The organism is Pseudomonas sp. R62, from assembly GCF_000257605.1.
Taxonomy (GTDB): Bacteria; Pseudomonadota; Gammaproteobacteria; order Pseudomonadales; family Pseudomonadaceae; genus Aquipseudomonas; species Aquipseudomonas atacamensis.
Genome location: NZ_JH635998.1, coordinates 1,630,451 through 1,649,963, shown reverse-complemented (window position 1 = coordinate 1,649,963; position 19,513 = coordinate 1,630,451). Strand labels below are relative to the sequence as shown.

The window sequence follows — 19,513 nt, the reverse complement described above, 5'->3', positions numbered from 1 at the left end:
CGTACAGCTCGAAAGCCAGATTGCGGGAACTGAGCAGCGTCTCGGACATGGCGGCCTACCTGGAAATTGGGGTTGGGCCGAGTCTAGGCGTGCTGATAAAGACTGAACAGGATGATTGATAAGCGTGATGTTGGAGCCGCGCGCGGACTTAACAGGCGCCGAAAACAACTGTGGGAGCTGGCTTGCCAGCGATGGCGGCAGTTCAGTCAACATTGATGGTTGACTGAAAAATCGCTATCGCTGGCAAGCCAGCTCCCACAGGGATTGTTGCTAAGCCGGACACCTATGCAGGTGCCCGGTTTATCGGGTTTAACCGATCGTCATCAAGCTGGCATTACCCCCCGCCGCAGCGGTGTTGACGCTCAATGCCCGTTCGATTACCAGACGCTCCAGGGCAATGTTGGTCTCGCCCTGGGACAGGCCCTGAACGCCAACGATTGCACCGCCACGCTGGGCGATCTGCTGGCAGACGCCGCGCAACTGGTCGGAGTGGCCGTGATGCAGCACGGCATCGAACACCACTTCGTCCTTGTTCCAGTCGGCAACGCGCTTGATCCGCGCCTGCACTTCCTTCGGCAGGCGGGCGAATAGCGCCTTGGTCAGTTCGGTTTCCGGCCACACCGCCGAACCGCCCACCGCCAGCACCGCCGCCAGTTGCGTCAGCAGATCACCTTCAACTTCCGCCAGGCACAGCACGTGTTCGCGCGGCAGGATGGCGTAGCTGTTTTTCTCGCCGGTCGGGCCAGCCAGCACCCGGGTGATGCCGCTCTGCGATTGCGCAGCGTATTGCACGCACAGGGTGCTCAGATCGGCAAACTTGTTGTTGTCGGCCCAGGCTTTCAGCGCGTTCAACGATTGGCTCATGGCATCGCGCAAGCGCACGTCCGGGGCGACGATGGCATCACCGCGGGCGAAGGATTGTTCGATGGCGTCGGCAGGACGCGTCGACAGCAGGCGGTACAGATACAGCGGGCCACCGGCTTTCGGGCCAGTACCCGACAGGCCTTCGCCGCCGAATGGCTGCACGCCGACCACGGCACCAACGATGTTGCGGTTGACGTAGACGTTACCGGCGTTGACGTTGTCGATCACCTTGGCGATGGTCTCGTCGATGCGCGTGTGCACGCCCAGCGTCAGGCCGTAACCGGAGGCGTTGATCTGGCCGATCAGTTGGTCCAGCTCCTTGCGCTTGTAGCGCACCACGTGCAGTACCGGGCCGAAGATTTCGCGTTGCAGTTCGTCGAAGCTTTCCAGCTCGATCAGGGTCGGCATGACGAAGGTGCCGCGCTTGACCTCTTCGCTGTCGGCAATCGCAACCTGGTAAACATTGCGACCTTTGTCGCGCATGCCTTGGATGTGCTTGTCGATGCCGGCCTTGGCTTCGGCGTCGATCACCGGGCCGATGTCCACGGACAGACGCTCGGGGTTGCCGAGACGGCTTTCGGCCATGGCACCTTTGAGCATTTCGATGACGCGATCGGCGGAATCTTCCTGCAGGCACAGCACGCGCAGCGCCGAGCAGCGCTGACCGGCACTGTCGAAGGCCGACGACACCACGTCGATCACCACTTGTTCAGTCAGTGCCGAGGAATCGACGATCATCGCGTTCTGGCCACCGGTTTCGGCGATCAGCGGAATCGGACGGCCCTGGCTGTCGAGACGGCCAGCGATGTTGCGTTGCAGCAAGCGCGCGACTTCGGTGGAACCAGTGAACATCACGCCTTTGACGCGCTCGTCACCGACCAGGCCGGCGCCGACGGTTTCACCGCGACCCGGCAGCAGTTGCAGCACGCCTTCCGGGATGCCGGCTTCGAGCATCAGGCGCACGGCTTGAGCGGCGACCAGCGGAGTCTGCTCAGCCGGTTTGGCCAGTACCGGGTTACCGGCGGCCAATGCCGCAGCGACCTGGCCGCTGAAGATTGCCAGCGGGAAGTTCCACGGGCTGATGCACACCACCGGACCGAGTGGGCGGTGGGCGTCGTTGCTGAAATCGTTTCGCGCCTGCACTGCGTAATAACGCAGGAAGTCGACCGCTTCGCGGACTTCGGCGATGGCGTTGGCGTAGGTCTTGCCGGCTTCGCGAGCCAACAGGCCCATCAGCGGCTGGATCTCGCCTTCCATCAAGTCAGCGGCACGTTCCAGGATCGCAGCACGTTCGGCCGGCGGGGTGGCCTGCCAGATCGGCGCGGCGTTCAGCGCGCATTGAATGGCGTTGTCGACGTCTTCGACGGTAGCTTCTTGAACGTGACCGACCACATCGCGGTGATCGGACGGGTTCAGCACCGCAACCGGCGTTTCGTTGCTGGAGGCGCAACCGAGCATCGGCGCGGCTTTCCAGTCGTTGTGTGCAGTGGCGAGCAGGGCGCAGGACAGCGATGCCAGGCGATGTTCGTTAGCCATGTCGATGCCGCTGGAGTTGGCGCGCTCGGCACCGTAAAGGTCACGCGGCAGCGGAATGCGCGGGTGCGGCAGGCCAAAACCGCCTTCCACGGTGGCCATCTGCTCGATCTGTGCCACCGGATCGGCCACCAGTTCCTGAATCGAAATCGACTGGTCGGCGATGCGGTTGACGAACGAAGTGTTCGCGCCGTTTTCCAGCAAGCGACGTACGAGGTAAGCCAGCAGGGTTTCGTGGGTGCCGACCGGTGCGTACACGCGGCACGGACGGTTCAGCTTGCCCTCGGAAACCTTGCCTACAACCTGTTCGTAGAGCGGTTCGCCCATGCCGTGCAGGCACTGGAACTCGTACTGGCCCGGGTAATAGTTCTGACCGGCGATGTGGTAGATCGCCGACAGGGTGTGGGCGTTGTGCGTGGCGAATTGCGGGTAGATGACTTCCGGCACCGACAGCAGTTTGCGTGCGCAAGCAATGTAGGAAACGTCGGTGTACACCTTGCGGGTGTAGACCGGATAGCCTTCCAGACCCTCGACCTGGGCGCGTTTGATTTCGCTGTCCCAGTACGCGCCTTTCACCAGGCGGATCATCAGGCGATGACGGCTGCGGCGAGCCAGATCAATCACGTAGTCGATCACGTACGGGCAACGCTTCTGGTAAGCCTGGATAACGAAACCGATACCGTTCCAGCCAGTCAGCTGCGGCTCAAAGCACAGGCGCTCAAGCAGGTCCAGCGACAGCTCGAGGCGGTCGGCTTCTTCGGCGTCGATGTTCAGGCCGATGTCGTATTGCTTGGCCAGCAGGGTCAGCGACAGCAGGCGCGGGTACAGCTCGTCCATCACCCGCTCGTACTGCGCACGGCTGTAGCGCGGGTGCAGTGCCGAGAGCTTGATGGAAATGCCCGGGCCTTCATAAATCCCACGGCCGTGTGACGCTTTGCCGATCGAGTGGATCGCTTGTTCGTACGACGCCAGGTATTTCTGCGCGTCGACTTCGGTGAGTGCCGCTTCACCGAGCATGTCGTAGGAGTAACGGAAGCCCTTGGCTTCGAACTTGCTCGCATTGGCCAGCGCTTCGGCGATGGTTTCGCCGGTCACGAACTGCTCGCCCATCAGGCGCATGGCCATGTCGACGCCCTTGCGGATCATCGGCTCGCCGCTCTTGCCGATGATGCGGCTCAGCGACGAGGTCAGGCCGGCTTCGTTGTGGGTGGAGACCAGTTTGCCAGTCAGCAGCAGACCCCAGGTCGCAGCGTTGACGAACAGCGAAGGGCTGTTGCCCAGGTGCGGATGCCAGTTGCCGGTGCTGATCTTGTCGCGGATCAGCGCATCGCGGGTGCCTTTGTCCGGGATGCGCAGCAGCGCTTCGGCCAGGCACATCAGCGCCACGCCTTCCTGGGACGACAGGGAGAATTCCTGCAACAGACCTTGAACAATACCGGCACGACCGCCGGCACTTTTCTGGTTACGCAGTTTTTCGGCGATGGTCGCGGCGAGTTTGTTGGTGGCTTCGGCCATCGGTGCCGGCAGGCGCGCCTGCTCGATCAGCATCGGCACCACTTCCGGCTCAGGGCGGCGGTAGGCTGCGGTGATCGAAGCACGCAGAACCGATTGCGGCAGGATGCTTTCAGCGAATTCGAGGAAGCATTGGTGAGCGTGATCGGTCTGCACTTCGCCTGCGTCATCGGCGTCTTTGGCGGTCAAACCGTTCAACTCGGTCAGGGTTGCACCACCCTCGAGTTTTTCCAGGTAATTGAAAATTGCCTGCTTGATCAGCCAGTGCGGCGTGCGATCAATCGAGGTTGCGGCAGCCTTCAGGCGCTCGCGGGTCGGGTCATCGAGTTTGACCCCAAGGGTGGTGGTAGCCATATTTTTATCCTCATGGTTGCCACAGTTGCGTGGCATCAGCTGGCCGCAAGATTAGCCGTGCGTTGAATGAGGTGCAACCGGGTGCAACCCTTTTTTTGCCGGAATAATAGGCAGCTCGTCAGGAAATAATTTCTGGTACGAAAGTGCTGCTCCTGCTTGGTGCTTTTGCTTCTAGCAAAGAGCCATGACTGCCACAAAAGGGAGCAAAAACGGGGCGATCGTCGATTAATCCGACTGGGTGCAACTAATTCTCGCGAAACTGGTTGCACCTTATTTGCTTTGTTGCATAGCATTCGCCGCCAAGGTGCAACCGGGAATAACCCGGTGCATCGGCTGATGGCTTTCCTGGGGAAACATCAGTCTTAAATGCGCGGGATCCCGGATCGTCTGCCAAACGTCGTCGTTTGCGAGCGGTTCACCACCGCCGCTACATAAAAACAAAGCCAGGGCGTAACTCAATGAGCGTAAGCAATCCAACCCTGATCACGTTCGTGATCTACATCGCAGCAATGGTGCTGATCGGCTTGATGGCCTATCGCTCCACCAACAACCTTTCCGACTATATTCTCGGTGGTCGCAGCCTCGGCAGCGTCGTCACCGCGCTGTCTGCCGGTGCCTCCGACATGAGCGGCTGGTTGCTGATGGGCCTGCCGGGCGCCATCTACATGTCCGGTCTGTCCGAAAGCTGGATCGCCATCGGCCTGATCGTCGGTGCCTACCTGAACTGGCTGTTTGTCGCCGGCCGTTTGCGTGTGCAGACCGAGCACAACGGCGATGCCCTGACTCTGCCGGATTACTTTTCCAGCCGTTTCGAAGATAAAAGCGGCTTGCTGCGGATCATCTCGGCGATCGTGATTCTGGTGTTCTTTACCATCTACTGCGCTTCCGGCATCGTCGCCGGTGCCCGTCTGTTCGAAAGCACGTTCGGCATGACCTATGAAACGGCGCTGTGGGCCGGTGCTGCGGCGACGATTGCCTACACCTTCATCGGCGGTTTCCTCGCGGTGAGCTGGACCGACACCGTACAAGCCACGCTGATGATCTTCGCGCTGATCCTTACGCCGATCATCGTCCTGCTGGCCACTGGCGGCGTTGACACCACGTTCCTCGCCATCGAAGCGCAAGATCCTAGCAACTTCGACATGCTCAAAGGCACCACCTTCATCGGCATCATCTCGCTGATGGGCTGGGGTCTGGGCTACTTCGGCCAGCCGCACATCCTCGCGCGTTTCATGGCGGCGGATTCGGTGAAGTCGATCGCCAAGGCGCGTCGCATTTCCATGGCCTGGATGATCCTGTGCCTGGGCGGCACCGTTGCGGTGGGCTTCTTCGGTATCGCTTACTTCTCGGCGCACCCGGAAGTCGCCGGTCCTGTGACCGAGAATCCGGAGCGCGTGTTCATCGAACTGGCGAAAATCCTCTTCAACCCATGGGTTGCCGGTGTACTGCTGTCGGCCATTCTGGCTGCGGTGATGAGCACCCTGAGCTGCCAGTTGCTGGTGTGCTCGAGCGCCCTGACCGAAGACTTCTATAAAGCCTTCCTGCGCAAATCCGCTTCGCAACTGGAGCTGGTCTGGGTCGGTCGTGCCATGGTGCTGCTGGTAGCCCTGATTGCTATCGCGCTGGCTGCCAACCCGGAAAACCGCGTACTGGGCCTGGTGTCCTACGCCTGGGCCGGTTTCGGTGCTGCATTCGGTCCTGTGGTGCTGATTTCGGTGGTCTGGAAAGACATGACCCGCAACGGCGCACTGGCCGGTATTCTGGTCGGCGCGATCACCGTGGTGGTCTGGAAGCATTTCGAACTGCTGGGTCTGTACGAAATCATTCCGGGCTTCATCTTCGCCAGCCTGGCCATCTACTTTGTCAGCAAGGCGGGTGAGCCGACTCGCGGCATGGTTGAGCGTTTCGAGGCAGCGGAAAAAGACTTCCATCTGAACAAGTGATGGACTGAGCTTCGGCTCACATGAAAACGGCCCGTTTCCTAGAGGAAGCGGGCCGTTTTTTTGTGCCTGTGATTTCTCGAATTCTGTGGAAATCCATTGTGGGAGCGAGCCTGCTCGCGAATGCGATTGATCATTCAATGAATGTGTCGACTGACATGCCGCTTTCGCGAGCAGGCTCGCTCCCACAGGGTGGGTGGCAGGTTTGATTGAATTGTCTGTAGTCGAACGGCCGAATTAACAAGGTCCTTTCAGCAAACCACGTAGGGCAAATCTGAATTTCCCGTCACCTGCTCAGCACCCCTTGCCCCTCATGCAGAATCGCCCGCCCTCACACTGCAGAGAGACATCGGATGTTCGCGCCTGCCAATCAACCGCGTTTCACGTTGACACTCGAAGGCGCCCGGCATGACCTCAAAGTCCTTGAGTTCACGGGCAGGGAAGCCATCAGCCAACCCTTTCGCTTCGAGCTGGAACTGGTCAGCGAGCGGCCGGACCTGGATCTGGAAAGCCTGCTGCATGGTCAGGCGTTTCTGAGTTTCGATGCTCAGGGTTGCGGTATTCATGGTCAGATTTATCAGGTCGGGCAGGGCGATTCCGGGAAACGTCTGACACGCTATCACCTCAGCCTTGTCCCGCGTCTGACGTATCTGGGGCATCGCATCAACCAGCGTATTTTTCAGCATCAGAGCGTGCCGCAAATTGTCACGCAGATCCTCAAGGACCATTCGATCCTGCGCGATGCCTTTGAATTTCGCCTGGGCAGCGAATACCCGGAGCGCGAGTACTGCGTGCAATACGCCGAAAGCGATCTGGCCTTTATCCAGCGCCTGTGTGCCGGAGTCGGCATTCATTACCACTTTCAACACAGCCCCGAAGGCCATTTGCTGGTATTCGGCGACGACCAGACCGTGTTCCCCAAGCTGCCCGCGCCAACGTTGTATCTGCCGGGCAGCGGCATGTCGGCGGGGGCGCCGGCGATTCAACGTTTCAATGTGCGCGTGGAAACCCGTACCAGCGTCGTCACCCGGCGCGACTACAACTTCGAAAAACCACGCCTGTCTCTGGAAAGTCGCAGTGACGGCGAGCAGCGTCCGGTGCTGGAGGACTATCACTTCCCCGGCCAATTCAGTGATCGTGAAACCGGCAAACAGCTGACTCGGCGAGCGCTGGAACGGCACGTCGCCGATTACCGTCAGGCCGAGGGCAGCAGCGACGAGTCTTCATTGGTCTGCGGCCATTTCCTGCAACTCACCGAGCATCCGCGCAGCGACTGGAATGATCTGTGGTTGCTCACCTGTGTCGAGCATCGCGGCCGTCAGCCGCAGGTGCTGGAGGAATCGGTGACCAGCGATGGCGAATCCTTCCAGGGCTACCGCAATACTTTCGTCGCCACGCCGTGGGACGTGGTCTTTCGTCCGGCACTGTGCCCGGAAAAACCGCGCATGTCGGGTTACCAACCTGCCGTGGTCACCGGCCCGAAAGACCTGGAAATCCATTGCGATGAATATGGCCGGGTCAAAGTGCAACTGGCCTGGGATCGTGATGGCGAACTCAACGAGCACTCCAGTTGCTGGCTGCGCGTCGCGACCGGTTGGGCTCACGATCACTACGGCAGCGTGTTGATTCCGCGAGTCGGCATGGAAGTGCTGGTCGGCTTCATTGATGGCGATGCCGACAAGCCGCTGGTCATGGGGTGTCTGCCCAATGCGGCGACCCCGGTGCCGCTGGATCTGCCGGCAGACAAGACCCGAAGCGTGTTCCGCAGCCAGAGCAGCCCCGGAGGTGGCGGTTATAATGAACTGCGCATCGAGGATAAAAAGGGTGCCGAGGAAATCTACCTGCGTGCCCAGCGCAACTGGACCCAGCATGTGCTCAATGACCAGCAGTTGCAGGTTGATAATCAGCGCAGTGTGGTGGTCACAGGGACTGCCCGCCATGAACTCAAGGCCGACGAACAGCGCATCACCCACGGCCAGCGCCAGACCGAAGTCAGGCAGGATGATCATTTGTCCGTGCTCGGCGACCGGCAGGTGCGGGTGAACAGCCAGGCCACCAGCGCCTCGGCGCAGATCCATATCAGCGCAGGCCAGCAAGTGGTCATTGATGGCGGCGCGAGCGCGACGATTCAGGCCGGCGGACAGTGGATCAACATCGGCCCCGGCGGAATTTTCAGCAGCGTGCCGATTGTTGTGGGTGGCGCGCCAATGGCGGCAACGAGTGCGGCACCGGTGGTGCCGGGCTTGCCAGAGAAACTGGCCGCTGCGCCGGCGGCGGTTCTCACCGCCGCACAGATCATGAGTCTCAAAGGTGATGCGCCTTTCTGCGAAGAGTGTGAGCGTTGTAAGGACGGTGTCTGTGCAGCCTGAACAATTGACGCCCGAACAATGGCTGGCGCGGCAGCCGCTGCATGCGTCGGAACAACTGTTCGCCGTTTTCAGCCGCGCCAGCGACGCCGATGCATTCAAAGCCTGGCAGGGCACGGCAAATCCGGTCTGGGCCGAGACCATTTATGCCGAGTGGGACGCGGTGATGCCCTATGTGGGAATTGTCGCTGCGGACAGTGAGTTTTTACGTTGGGTGGCGGAAACAGAATCCCGGGATTGGGGATGGTTGGCGGTGTCTTCGGCAGATCTGGATGTGCTGGTCGAACATTTCCGCAGCCTGACTCAAGTGCTGATGCCGGACGGTAAAGCGGTGTTTTTTCGCTTTTGGGATGGTCGGTTTCTGCTGCCTCTTTTGCACTCTGACGAGCTCAATTCCGCGCAATTACTGCCAGTCGTTTCGCGAGCCTTGATCAATGGCCAAGCCATTGAAATCGGGGGCCGTGCGCTGGTGTCGGGGCGGGTCTTTCCGTGGTGGAGCGTGCCGCAATCGCTGTTGGCGCAGACAGATGCAAGCGTACGCATCGCCAATGCTTTGCAATGGCTGAGCGAGGAGCAACCGGCCGTGTTCGAGGCGTTTCCCGAGGCTGTTTTGCGCTGCAAGGTCGGGCAGTTTTTCAAATTATCGATGTCGGAAGATTCGTCACGATCGTCCCTTCTGGAGTTTTTGCTGGCAGAGGCAGAGTGAAATTTCGGGGCAAACGCTTCGGACGTTTCCTTCGAATCGCGGCGGCTTTCATGAACTGGTGCGTGGTGAGTTGCAGGGATAGTCTTTTCGTTGTCACTGCGAGAGCGGTGGCAGGGTGAAGGATCCCCGCATTCATGACGTTACAGTTCGTTGGCTTTTTGCGGCACTTGGTTCAAGTCCGTAAGATCGTTCGCGGCGGCTGTGCGTGGGGCACGCTTCGGCGTGGCCGAGGTCCATGATTGCTCGGTTCCTACTCCTGCGCACAGCTGCCACCCTAACCCGTAGGAAGGTGTGATGGCGGCTCACGTTTATCAATCATGGGGCCCGGAAAATGACCAATATGCATACTGATTCACCCTACGAAAAAATCACCCCTCACCCCGACAACCGCTTCATGGCCCTTACCGGCAATTGCAGCGACATGCCCAGCCTGTTCGTCGACACCCATGTGCCCCTCGACATCCTCATGGACGCCGCCAACTATCGCATCCGCGCCGTGGTCCAGGTCCTGGAAAACATGTGCATGCGCGGCTCGATCGAATGCGACTCCGTGATCCTCAGCGACTTCGCCCTGCTGTGCGCCATCCCATTGCGCGATGGCTGTGATGTGCTCGATGTCATCGGCAAGCGCCTGCGCAGCTTGCCCGCCTGAAGATCAAAAGACCGCAGCCTTCGACAGAGTGAGCGCCTGTCCCGTGTAGGAGCTGCCGAAGGCTGCGATCTTTTGATGTTGAGGCCCGCTCGGCTGCGAACCCCTGACTTGCCGCCCGGTAAAAGGTAAACTTTGCGCCCTTCGCAGGAGCAGCCATGAATTATCGTCACGCCTTCCATGCCGGCAATCACGCCGATGTGTTCAAACACCTGACCTTGACCCGCCTCATCGCCCTGATGTCGCGCAAGGAGCAGCCGTTTGCCTATCTCGACACGCACGCCGGCATCGGTCTGTATGACTTGCAGGGCGATCAGGCCAATCGCACCGGCGAGTACCTGGAAGGCATTGCGCGGTTGTGGGATCAGCCGGACCTGCCGGCGCTGACTGCCGACTATATGAAGGTGCTGCACGAGATGAACCCGGATGGCCAGTTGCGCTATTACCCGGGTTCGCCGGAGCTGGCGCGGCGCCTGACGCGGCCGCAGGATCGGGTGATGCTCAACGAGAAGCATCCCGAAGATGGCGTGTTGCTCAAGGACAACATGGCCGGCGATCGTCGGGTAAAAGTGCATCTGGGCGAGGGCTGGCACGTGGCGCGGGCGATGTTGCCGGTGCAGGAAAAACGCGCGGTGATGCTGATCGATCCGCCGTTCGAGCAACTGGACGAGATGCAGCGTTGCGCGGCGTCGATGAAAGAAGCCATCGGCCGTATGCGCCAGACCGTGGCAGCGATCTGGTATCCGGTGAAGGATCAGCGTGCACTGCGGCGTTTCTATCAGGACCTGGCAGGCACCGGTGCGCCGAAGTTGCTGCGTGTGGAGCTGCTGGTGCATCCACTGGACACGCCGAACAGCCTGAACGGTTCCGGGCTGGCGATCGCCAATCCGCCGTGGGGGCTGGAGGAAGAATTGCGTGAGTTGCTGCCGTGGTTGTCGAAGAAGCTGGGGCAGACCCAGGGTGGCTGGCAGATGGATTGGCTGATTGCCGAGAGCTGATCAACAGCAAGATCAAAAGATCGCAGCGTTCCGCAGCTCCTACAGTTGAATGCGTTTCCCTGTAGGAGCTGCCGAAGGCTGCGATCTTTGGCTTTCAGGGGTTAGTTACCCGCAAGGCTCGCAGGCATGCACACGCCGGTGCCGCCAATCCCGCAGTAACCTTCAGGGTTCTTCGCCAGATACTGCTGGTGATACGCCTCGGCAAAGTACACGGTCGGGGCCTGGTCGATCTCGGTGCTGATTTCACCCAGACCGGCCTTGGCCAGTTCCGCCTGATACACGTCTTTGCTTTTCAGTGCCGCATCCAGTTGCTCCGGGGTGGTAGCGTAGATCACCGAGCGGTACTGAGTGCCGATGTCGTTGCCCTGACGCATGCCCTGAGTCGGGTTGTGCAGTTCCCAGAACATCGCCAGCAGCTCTTCATAGCTGACTTGGGCCTTGTCATACACCACCAATACCACTTCGGCGTGGCCGGTCAGGCCCGAGCAGACTTCTTCGTACGTCGGGTTCGGCGTGAAGCCGCCGGCGTAACCGACGACTGTACTGATCACGCCTTCGCGCTGCCAGAAGCGTCGTTCCGCGCCCCAGAAGCAACCCAGACCGAAGATTGCAAAGTCGACGTCCTGAAAGAATGGACCGAGCAGCGGGGTGTCTTCGAAGACGAAGTGTTTTTCCGGCAGGGTCATCGGGGTTTCGCGGCCGGGCAGGGCTTGTTCTTTGGTTGGAAGCACGTTTTTGTTCACCAGAATTTCCGAGCGCAGAACCATGAGCGTTCCTCTCAGTCAGGTTGGAGGTAAAAAGTCAGACCGCCAGTGTGCCGAATGATGCCGAGTTAATCACTACCCAATGTAGGAGCTGCCGAAGGCTGCGATCTTTTGATTTTGCTTTTTAAAAACCAGATCAAAAGATCGCAGCCTTCGGCAGCTCCAGAGGGCGGCATGTTATGGCGAGAATGGGGTAGAGGGGTTAGAGGCAGAGCGGCCCACGCGGATAGCGCTTGAGCGCTTTGATCAGCTCATCGCCCGGAATCGGTCGGTCGAACAGATAACCCTGACCGACGTCGCAACGATGCCGACGCAGGAACGCCAGTTGCTCGGCGGTTTCGATGCCTTCGGCGACGACCTTGAGTTTCAGGTTGTGGGCCATGGCGATCACGGCGGAGGTGATTTCCATGTCGTCCTGGTTGTCCGGGATTTCATGGATGAAGCTGCGATCGATCTTGATGATGTCGATCGGGAATTTCTTCAGATAGCTCAGCGACGAGTACCCGGTGCCGAAGTCGTCCATGGCCAGGGTCAGGCCCAGGCGTTTGAGCTGGTCGAGCTGCAAATGCGTGTCTTCGGTGGCTTCCAGCAACAAGCCTTCGGTCAGCTCGAGTTCGAGCAGATTGGCCGGCAGCGCTTCTTCCCTGAGGATGTTGGCGATCGAGGCGACCAGATCCGGATCGGAGAACTGTTTCGGTGACAGATTGATTGCCACCTGCAGATTGCCCAAGCCGGCAGCGGTCAGGGATTTGCTCATGCGACACGCCTGACGGGCGATCCATTTGCCGATCGGAATGATCAGGCCGGTTTCCTCGGCGACGCTGATGAACTGGTCCGGGCGAATCATGCCGCGTTCCGGGTGGTTCCAGCGCAACAGCGCTTCCATGCCCAGCAGACGACCGCTGCGCAGGCACAGCTTGGGCTGGTAGAACACGTCCAGTTCGTTCTGCGTGAGGGCGCGGCGCAGGTTGTTCTCGACGAACAGTTTGTAACTGGCTTCGGCGTTCAGCGCTTCAGTGAACACCTGCAACTGGTGTTTGCCGTTGGCCTTGGCCTTGTGCAGCGCCAGGCCGGCGTTGCGCATCAGGGTCTGCGGGTCGCGCCCGTGCAGCGGCGCGCAGGCCAGGCCGACGGAGCCGGTGACGCTGATCAACTGATTGTCGACGAACATCGGCTTGTCGAGGGTCATCAGCAACTGACTGGCGATCTGCTGCCCGGCTTCAAGGTCGGTGTCGTCGAGCAACACGGCGAATTCGTTACTGGCAAAACGCGCCAGGCTGCCACTCGGGCTGAGGCTGTTGCGCAGGCGCCGGGCGAGGCTGATCAACAGTTTGTCGCCAGTCTGGTGGCCGAGGCTGTCGTTGATCCGCTTGAAATTGTCGATGTCCACCAGCAACAGGCTGATCGGCGTATCGCTGTCGCGGGCGAAGCGCTCGTCGAGATTGCGGATGAATGCCGGACGGTTGCCGAGGTTGGTCAGGTTGTCGGTGTAGGCCAGGCGCTCGATACGTTGCTGCGCGAGTTTGGTCTGGGTGATGTCTTCGTAGATGCCGATGTAATGCGTCAGCTCACGGTTATCGCCATAGACCTTGGAAATCGACAGCTGGCCCCAGTACGGTTCGAGGTTCTTGCGGCGGCTTTTGAATTCGCCCTGCCAGCTGTTGCTCTGGGCCAGCGCCGAAGGCGCGTCGAACAGCAGTTCGCTGAGGTTTTCCAGCGCCGGCAATTCCGACAGGCGCTGGCCGTGGACTTCCTCGGTGGTGTACTGGGTGATCGCAGTGAAGCTCGGGTTGACGTACTCGACCACGCCGTCGCAGTTGACCAGCAAGAAGGCGTTGGCGCTTTGCTCGACCGCGCGCTGAAACAGGTGCAGGGCGCTGGTGGCGGTGCGCCGGTTGTGATTGTTGATCACTTGTGCGAACTGGTCGGCCAGCTCACCGGCGAAGGCGATTTCGTCGGACTGCCAGGCACGGGTCACGCCGGTCTGTTCCAGGCACAACACGCCGACTACCTGGCCGTCGACGCGAATGCTGGCATCGAGCATGGCGTTGACGTCACGCGGACGCATCGCCTCGGCCATCTCGCGGGTGCGCGGGTCGTGCATGGCGTTGTGCGCATCGATGGCGCGGCTGCTGTGCAGCGCTTCCATGTAATCGGGGAAGCCGCTGATATCGATCGGCTCTGGCAGGATGTATTCCTGAGTTGCGCGGTGGTAGGCGGAGATCGGCAGCAAGCGCTGGCCTTCGAGGTTCCACAGGCTGGCGCAGTCGATTTCGTAGATATCGCAGGCGCAGCGGGTGATCAGTTCGGCGGCTTCCTGCAGCGAGTTGTGCGTGCTGTAGCGCTGGCGTGCGAGCAGCAGAATCAGATCCTGCTGGGCACGCACGCGTTCCAGATGCTGCAGTTGTTCCTGCTGGGCACGCTGGTTCAGCTCAAGGGCGATTTGCAGGCGCGAGTTCTGGGTTTCCAGATCCACCGAAGGCAGCACCTGGGTTTCGTCGAACACTTCGTCGACGGCCAACAGGTAGCCGCGCAGCAAATGCCGGTTGTGCTGTTTGTAGGCTTCACCCAGTTCGAGCATGTTCAACGCGCCGGCGGCGGTGTGCAGGGTGTAGCGCACCACGTAATGCGCGCTTTTGCTCAGTTGCTGCTGGATCGCGTCATGCAGTTGATAGCGCGCTTCGGGCTCCATCAGGCTGGCGTAGGGCGAGCCGACCAGTGCGCAGAGCTCGACGGCCGGCTGGCCAAACTGGCGTTCGCAGTTGGGATCGAGGAACAGCATTGCCCAACTGGCTTCATTCAAGCGCTCGAAACGCAGCATGCCGAGCCGCGAGGGCACCGGCAACTGCGTCACTACCTCGGCCGCCATACGGCTGGCGGCATCGGGCTGGCTCTTCATGAAGGAAACTCGCTTGGAAATATGCTGAATGCGCCGGGCTCTCGCCCTCTTGTCTGTTGGCTGCGGCAAGGTTGCATCATTGCGGCACCGACTGACAAGAGAGATGAAGGCCAAGTGCTATAAGAATATGTCGGCTGCAGTGAACATTTCTCCAGTACACAACTGAAATGAGCAGAAGATCGCAGCTTCACGCAGCCCCAACAGGGTAATGCGCCTTGTGTAGGAGCTGCCGATGGCTGCGATCTTTTGGTGTTTCAACGCAATTTCATACTGATCGACTGCAACTTCTTGCCATCGCGGTCATGGTAATTGACCAATATCTGATCAGCCTCAACGACCACATGCGCAAAATTGTCCTGACTCACCACGGCACTGGTCAGCTCGTGCCGATAATCCCCGGCCGCCGTGCGCACCAGCGGTTGATCGAGGATGAATGTCGAGGCTTTGGCATACGGTAGCAATTTGCTGTTGTGCAGCGGCGAGGACACGATGGTGTGCACCTCGAAATCGGTGTCCTCGCTGTGACTCAAGCGACTGGTCAGCGAGCCATGGACGTCGCCGGAGACGAACACCACGTTCTTGATCCGGTGAGTGCGGATGGTTTCCAGCAGGCGCAGACGCTGCTCGGGAAATGCTTTCCAGGCATCGTCACCGTTGAACTTGCGATCGGGATAGAACATCACGCTGGTCACCACGAACTTCACCCGTGCCGGGTTATGGATCAGCCATTGCAGCAGGGCCTGTTCTTGCTCGATGTCGAGAATGCGCCGGTCGTCTTTGGACAGGTTGCGTCGGGTGCGACTGTCGGTGACGAACCAGGCGATATCGCTGTCGCCGAACTGATACCAATAATGCTTCAAGGTATGCCGGTCTATCTGGCCCTCGCTGTTATATGCGTAAACCGGGCTGTGGCTGGCTTGATAAAGTTCATAAGCGGCCATGGCGTTGCGATACAAGTCCTTGTCCGCATCTTTGGCATTGGCGGGCCAGTTATCTTCTATTTCATGATCGTCGAGCATCATGTAAGTCGATGTATTGGACATCAATCGTTGAATATTCGGTTGCGAGAATGCCGTTCGATACTTCTTCAGAATGTCTTTGGCTTCGCGATCCGGTGCAATGATATTCAAATCATCTACATACACTTGATCGCCGGTCATGATCACCGCGCTGACGGGTAGATGACTGCTCTCGACAAGTTGATTGATCGAGCCAAAGATGCGATCGCCCAGTTGCGGCAACGAAGCGATGCCTGCGGTGATCCGCAGATAACGGCAAGATCCGACGATAAAGCCCCGGGGTTGGCTTGCTTGCGCGGTGCGGGTACGAAAGCGGTAGAGCTGTCGCGGCCATTGCAGTGGAAACTCCACCACTGTGTCGATGGTGTGTACCGGATTCATCGGGCTTAACCAGCCGGCTTGATATTCGTATTCACAATCGGCGTCCAGATCCTGTAATACCAGTACGCCCGACATGTCGTTGGCTGAATGCAAAAGTGCAAATACGCTGTTGGACCATTTTTCCGTTCCGGCCTTGCGGGCGCGAACTCCGGCAAATACGCGTTTTTTGTCCTGTTGTTCGCCGCGCATGAAAATGCGAACTTCGTTAGTTGTGGCGTGGCCCACGATGGGGCCGATAGTCGGTTTGAACATGATCGATTCCGTTCGAGACTTTAATAAGATGAATTAAATAAGCGGAGCGCATTGAAGCAACTTTCCTGAGCAGAGGTTAGTTGGCCGGCGGCAGAAAATATTGGCGTTAAGTGGACCAGACCTGTGGCCGATGTCAGCGCAGGTTGTAGGAAAGAGGCGCGATCCGGTTTATTTCAGGCAAAAAAAGCCCCGTCAATTGACGGGGTTGAGGTACGAGCGTGTGGCGCTCGAAAGGGTGCAGCAAGCGGCCCTCCGTCGCCGGAGGGCCGTTTGGGTTACAGCAGGATGGTACGGATGTCGCCCAACAGGCTGCCCAGACGCTGAGTGAAGCGTGCAGCAGCAGCGCCGTTGATCACGCGGTGATCGTAGGACAGCGACAGTGGCAGCATCAGCTTCGGCTGGAAGGCTTTGCCGTCCCAGACTGGCTGGATGGTTGCCTTGGACACACCGAGGATCGCCACTTCCGGCGCGTTGACGATCGGCGTGAAGCCGGTGCCGCCAATATGACCGAGGCTGGAAATGGTGAAGCAGGCGCCCTGCATCTCGTCCGACGACAGCTTCTTGGTGCGGGCTTTTTCAGCCAGCGAAGCCGCTTCGGCTGCCAGTTGCAGCAGGCTCTTCTGGTCGACGTTCTTGATCACCGGCACCAGCAGGCCATCCGGAGTGTCGACGGCGAAGCCGATGTTCACGTATTTCTTGCGGATGATCGCCTTGCCGCTTGGTGCCAGCGAACTGTTGAAGTCCGGCAGCTCCTTGAGCAGGTGCGCGCAGGTCTTGAGCAACAGCGGCAGGATGGTCAGCTTGACGCCAGCCTTCTCGGCCACGGCTTTCTGCGCAACACGGAAGGCTTCCAGCTCGGTGATGTCCGCCGAGTCGAATTGCGTCACGTGTGGCACGTTCAGCCAGCTGCGGTGCAGGTTGGCAGCGCCGACCTGCATCAGGCGGGTCATCGGCACTTCTTCGATTTCGCCGAAACGGCTGAAATCGACCACCGGGATCGGCGGGATGCCCGCGCCACCGGTAGCGCCGCCAGCAGCGGCCGGTGCTTCCTTGGCCTTCTGCATCATCGCCTTGACGTAAACCTGCACGTCTTCCTTGAGGATGCGACCGTGCGGACCGCTGGCGCCAACGGCGCTCAGCTCGACGCCGAACTCACGGGCCAGTTGACGCACGGCAGGGCCGGCGTGAACTTTGGCACCCGGTTTCGCTGGTGTAGCAGCCGGCGCTGCGGCTGCAGCGGCAGCTGGTGCTGCGGCAGCCGGAGCAGCAGCGGCAGGCGCCGGAGCGCTCGGTGCAGCAGCCGCAGCCGGGGCAGCAGCAGGTGCCGCGCCTTTGACTTTGAGCTTGAGGATCAGGTCGCCGGTACCGACTTCGTCATCCAGCTTGATCGAAACGCTTTCGACCACGCCAGCGGCAGGCGATGGAATTTCCATGCTCGCCTTGTCGGATTCCAGGGTGATCAGCGACTGGTCGGCTTCGACGGTATCGCCGGCCTTGACCAGCACTTCGATGATCTTCGCCTTGCCGGCCGAACCGATGTCCGGAACGTGGATGTCCTGAACGCTGTCAGCGGCCGGTGCAGCCGGAGCCGCCGCCGGGGCTGGCGCAGCGGCAGCAGCAGGCGCAGCAGCCTGAGCCGGAGCGGCCGCAGCCGGGGCCGCAGCACCCGCCACTTCCAGATCCAGAATCAGATCGCCAGTGCCGACTTCGTCGTTGAGCTTGACGCTGATGGCCTTGACCACGCCAGCGGCAGGCGACGGGATTTCCATGCTCGCCTTGTCGGATTCCAGGGTGATCAGCGATTGATCAGCTTCGACGCTGTCGCCGACCTTGACCTGAATCTCGATGATCTGTGCCTTGCCCGACGAACCGATGTCCGGCACGTGCACTTGCTGTACCGAAGCGGCAGCAGGAGCAGCGGCAGGCGCGGCAGCAGCTGGTGCCGCAGCCGGTTTCTCTTCGGCTTTCGCAGCAGGAGCGGCGGCCGGCGCAGGGGCCGCTTCAGCGGCGCCCTCGACTTCCAGCTCGAGCAGTTCGTCGCCTTCTTTCAGACGGTCGCCCAGCTTCACTTTCAGGCTCTTGATGACGCCGGCTTTCGGGGCCGGCACTTCCATGCTGGCCTTGTCCGATTCCAGGGTCAGGATGCTCTGGTCGGCTTCGATGCGGTCGCCGACCTTCACAAACAGTTCAATTACTTCACCTTCACCGCTGCCGATGTCAGGTACGCGAATGAGTTCGCTCACAAAATGTCTCCTCAGCAGTCCAGTGGGTTGCGTTTTTCCGGGTCGATGCCGAACTTGGCGATGGCTTCAGCCACAACCTTAGGTTCGATATCACCACGGTCAGCCAGTGCTTCCAGGGCTGCCAACACCACGAAATGACGGTCGACTTCGAAGAAATGACGCAGTTTCTTGCGGCTGTCGCTGCGGCCGAAACCGTCGGTGCCCAGGACTTTGAATTCCTTGGACGGTACCCACTGACGGATCTGCTCGGCGAACAGCTTCATGTAGTCGGTAGAAGCAATGACCGGACCTTTACGGCCGTTCAGGCACTCTTCGACGTAGCTCAGCTTAGGCTTCTGGCCAGGCTTGAGACGGTTGCTGCGCTCTACAGCGAGGCCGTCGCGACGCAGTTCGTTGAAGCTGGTAACGCTCCACACGTCAGCGCCGATGTTGAACTCTTCACGCAGGATCTTCGCCGCTTCACGCACTTCGCGCAGGATGGTGCCGGAGCCCATCAGCTGAACGTGGTGCGCCGCATCGCGAGTGTCTTCCTCAAGCAGGTACATGCCTTTCTTGATGCCTTCTTCGGCACCGGCCGGCATGGCTGGCTGCTGGTACGACTCGTTCATCACGGTGATGTAGTAGAAGATGTCCTGTTGCTCTTCGGTCATCTTCTTCATGCCGTCCTGAATGATCACCGCCAGCTCGTAGCCGTAGGTCGGATCGTAGGTGCGGCAGTTCGGGATGGTCGCGGCCAGCAAGTGACTGTGACCGTCTTCGTGCTGCAGACCTTCACCGTTCAGGGTGGTACGGCCAGCGGTGCCGCCGATCAGGAAGCCACGGGTACGGCTGTCGCCAGCGGCCCAGGCCAGGTCGCCGATACGCTGGAAGCCGAACATCGAGTAGAAGATGTAGAACGGCAGCATCGGCTGGTTGTGGCTGGAGTACGACGTACCGGCAGCGATGAACGAGCTCATGGCACCGGCTTCGTTGATGCCTTCTTCAAGGATCTGACCTTTCTGGTCTTCCTTGTAGAACATCACCTGGTCTTTAT

At 60.0% G+C, this 19,513-nt stretch carries 11 protein-coding genes; 5 read left to right on the top strand and 6 right to left on the bottom strand.

Features of this window, described 5'->3' with window-relative positions:
- Positions 1 to 309 precede the first annotated feature (309 nt).
- The gene (gene putA / locus OQK_RS08600) at positions 310 to 4,263 is read right to left on the bottom strand and encodes a trifunctional transcriptional regulator/proline dehydrogenase/L-glutamate gamma-semialdehyde dehydrogenase (RefSeq protein WP_016772012.1); all 3,954 of its coding nucleotides are present in this window, start codon (positions 4,261 to 4,263) and stop codon (positions 310 to 312) included.
- A gap of 458 nt (positions 4,264 to 4,721) precedes the next feature.
- Here putA and putP point away from each other — a divergent pair, with 458 nt between their 5' ends.
- The 5 genes from putP (at position 4,722) to OQK_RS08575 (ending at position 10,922) form a co-directional block, all read left to right on the top strand.
- Positions 4,722 to 6,206 carry a sodium/proline symporter PutP gene (putP, locus tag OQK_RS08595; RefSeq protein ID WP_016772011.1) on the top strand — a complete coding sequence of 495 codons (1,485 nt, stop codon included), beginning with the start codon at positions 4,722 to 4,724 and terminating at the stop codon, positions 6,204 to 6,206.
- A gap of 350 nt (positions 6,207 to 6,556) precedes the next feature.
- On the top strand, positions 6,557 to 8,572 hold the full coding sequence (gene tssI / locus OQK_RS08590) for a type VI secretion system Vgr family protein (protein WP_016772010.1): 2,016 nt from the start codon (positions 6,557 to 6,559) through the stop codon (positions 8,570 to 8,572).
- The gene (locus tag OQK_RS08585) at positions 8,562 to 9,275 is read left to right on the top strand and encodes a DUF4123 domain-containing protein (RefSeq protein WP_016772009.1); all 714 of its coding nucleotides are present in this window, start codon (positions 8,562 to 8,564) and stop codon (positions 9,273 to 9,275) included. Before tssI ends, OQK_RS08585 begins: the two co-directional genes overlap by 11 nt.
- Before the next feature lie 331 nt (positions 9,276 to 9,606).
- Complete coding sequence (locus tag OQK_RS08580; protein WP_016772008.1) at positions 9,607 to 9,927, top strand: hypothetical protein; 321 nt, start codon at positions 9,607 to 9,609, stop codon at positions 9,925 to 9,927.
- Positions 9,928 to 10,082: 155 nt separating this feature from the next.
- The gene (locus OQK_RS08575; RefSeq protein WP_016772007.1) at positions 10,083 to 10,922 is read left to right on the top strand and encodes a 23S rRNA (adenine(2030)-N(6))-methyltransferase RlmJ; all 840 of its coding nucleotides are present in this window, start codon (positions 10,083 to 10,085) and stop codon (positions 10,920 to 10,922) included.
- A 101-nt stretch (positions 10,923 to 11,023) separates the two neighbouring features.
- Here OQK_RS08575 and msrA read toward each other — a convergent pair whose 3' ends face one another.
- The 5 genes from msrA to OQK_RS08550 form a co-directional block, all read right to left on the bottom strand.
- Complete coding sequence (gene msrA / locus OQK_RS08570) at positions 11,024 to 11,689, bottom strand: peptide-methionine (S)-S-oxide reductase MsrA (RefSeq protein WP_016772006.1); 666 nt, start codon at positions 11,687 to 11,689, stop codon at positions 11,024 to 11,026.
- A gap of 199 nt (positions 11,690 to 11,888) precedes the next feature.
- On the bottom strand, positions 11,889 to 14,585 hold the full coding sequence (locus OQK_RS08565; RefSeq protein WP_016772005.1) for a putative bifunctional diguanylate cyclase/phosphodiesterase: 2,697 nt from the start codon (positions 14,583 to 14,585) through the stop codon (positions 11,889 to 11,891).
- Between the two features lie 254 nt (positions 14,586 to 14,839).
- A complete protein-coding gene (locus OQK_RS08560) occupies positions 14,840 to 16,237 on the bottom strand; it encodes an alkaline phosphatase D family protein (RefSeq protein WP_016772004.1) in 1,398 nt (465 codons plus the stop codon).
- A 275-nt stretch (positions 16,238 to 16,512) separates the two neighbouring features.
- Positions 16,513 to 18,480, bottom strand: a complete 1,968-nt coding sequence (gene aceF, locus OQK_RS08555; protein WP_016772003.1) for a dihydrolipoyllysine-residue acetyltransferase — start codon at positions 18,478 to 18,480, stop codon at positions 16,513 to 16,515.
- Positions 18,481 to 18,491: 11 nt separating this feature from the next.
- Positions 18,492 to 19,513 (bottom strand): transketolase-like TK C-terminal-containing protein (locus OQK_RS08550; RefSeq protein WP_038860767.1); only part of this gene is annotated, 1,022 nt, incomplete at its 5' end.

Bases quoted from the DNA above. Each gene is read 5' to 3' on its own strand.
- putA (WP_016772012.1), bottom strand. From the start codon at position 4,263: ATGGCTACCACCACCCTTGGGGTCAAACTCGATGACCCGACCCGCGAG.
- putP (WP_016772011.1), top strand. From the start codon at position 4,722: ATGAGCGTAAGCAATCCAACCCTGATCACGTTCGTGATCTACATCGCA.
- tssI (WP_016772010.1), top strand. From the start codon at position 6,557: ATGTTCGCGCCTGCCAATCAACCGCGTTTCACGTTGACACTCGAAGGC.
- OQK_RS08580 (WP_016772008.1), top strand. From the start codon at position 9,607: ATGACCAATATGCATACTGATTCACCCTACGAAAAAATCACCCCTCAC.
- OQK_RS08575 (WP_016772007.1), top strand. From the start codon at position 10,083: ATGAATTATCGTCACGCCTTCCATGCCGGCAATCACGCCGATGTGTTC.
- msrA (WP_016772006.1), bottom strand. From the start codon at position 11,689: ATGGTTCTGCGCTCGGAAATTCTGGTGAACAAAAACGTGCTTCCAACC.
- OQK_RS08565 (WP_016772005.1), bottom strand. From the start codon at position 14,585: ATGAAGAGCCAGCCCGATGCCGCCAGCCGTATGGCGGCCGAGGTAGTG.
- OQK_RS08560 (WP_016772004.1), bottom strand. From the start codon at position 16,237: ATGTTCAAACCGACTATCGGCCCCATCGTGGGCCACGCCACAACTAAC.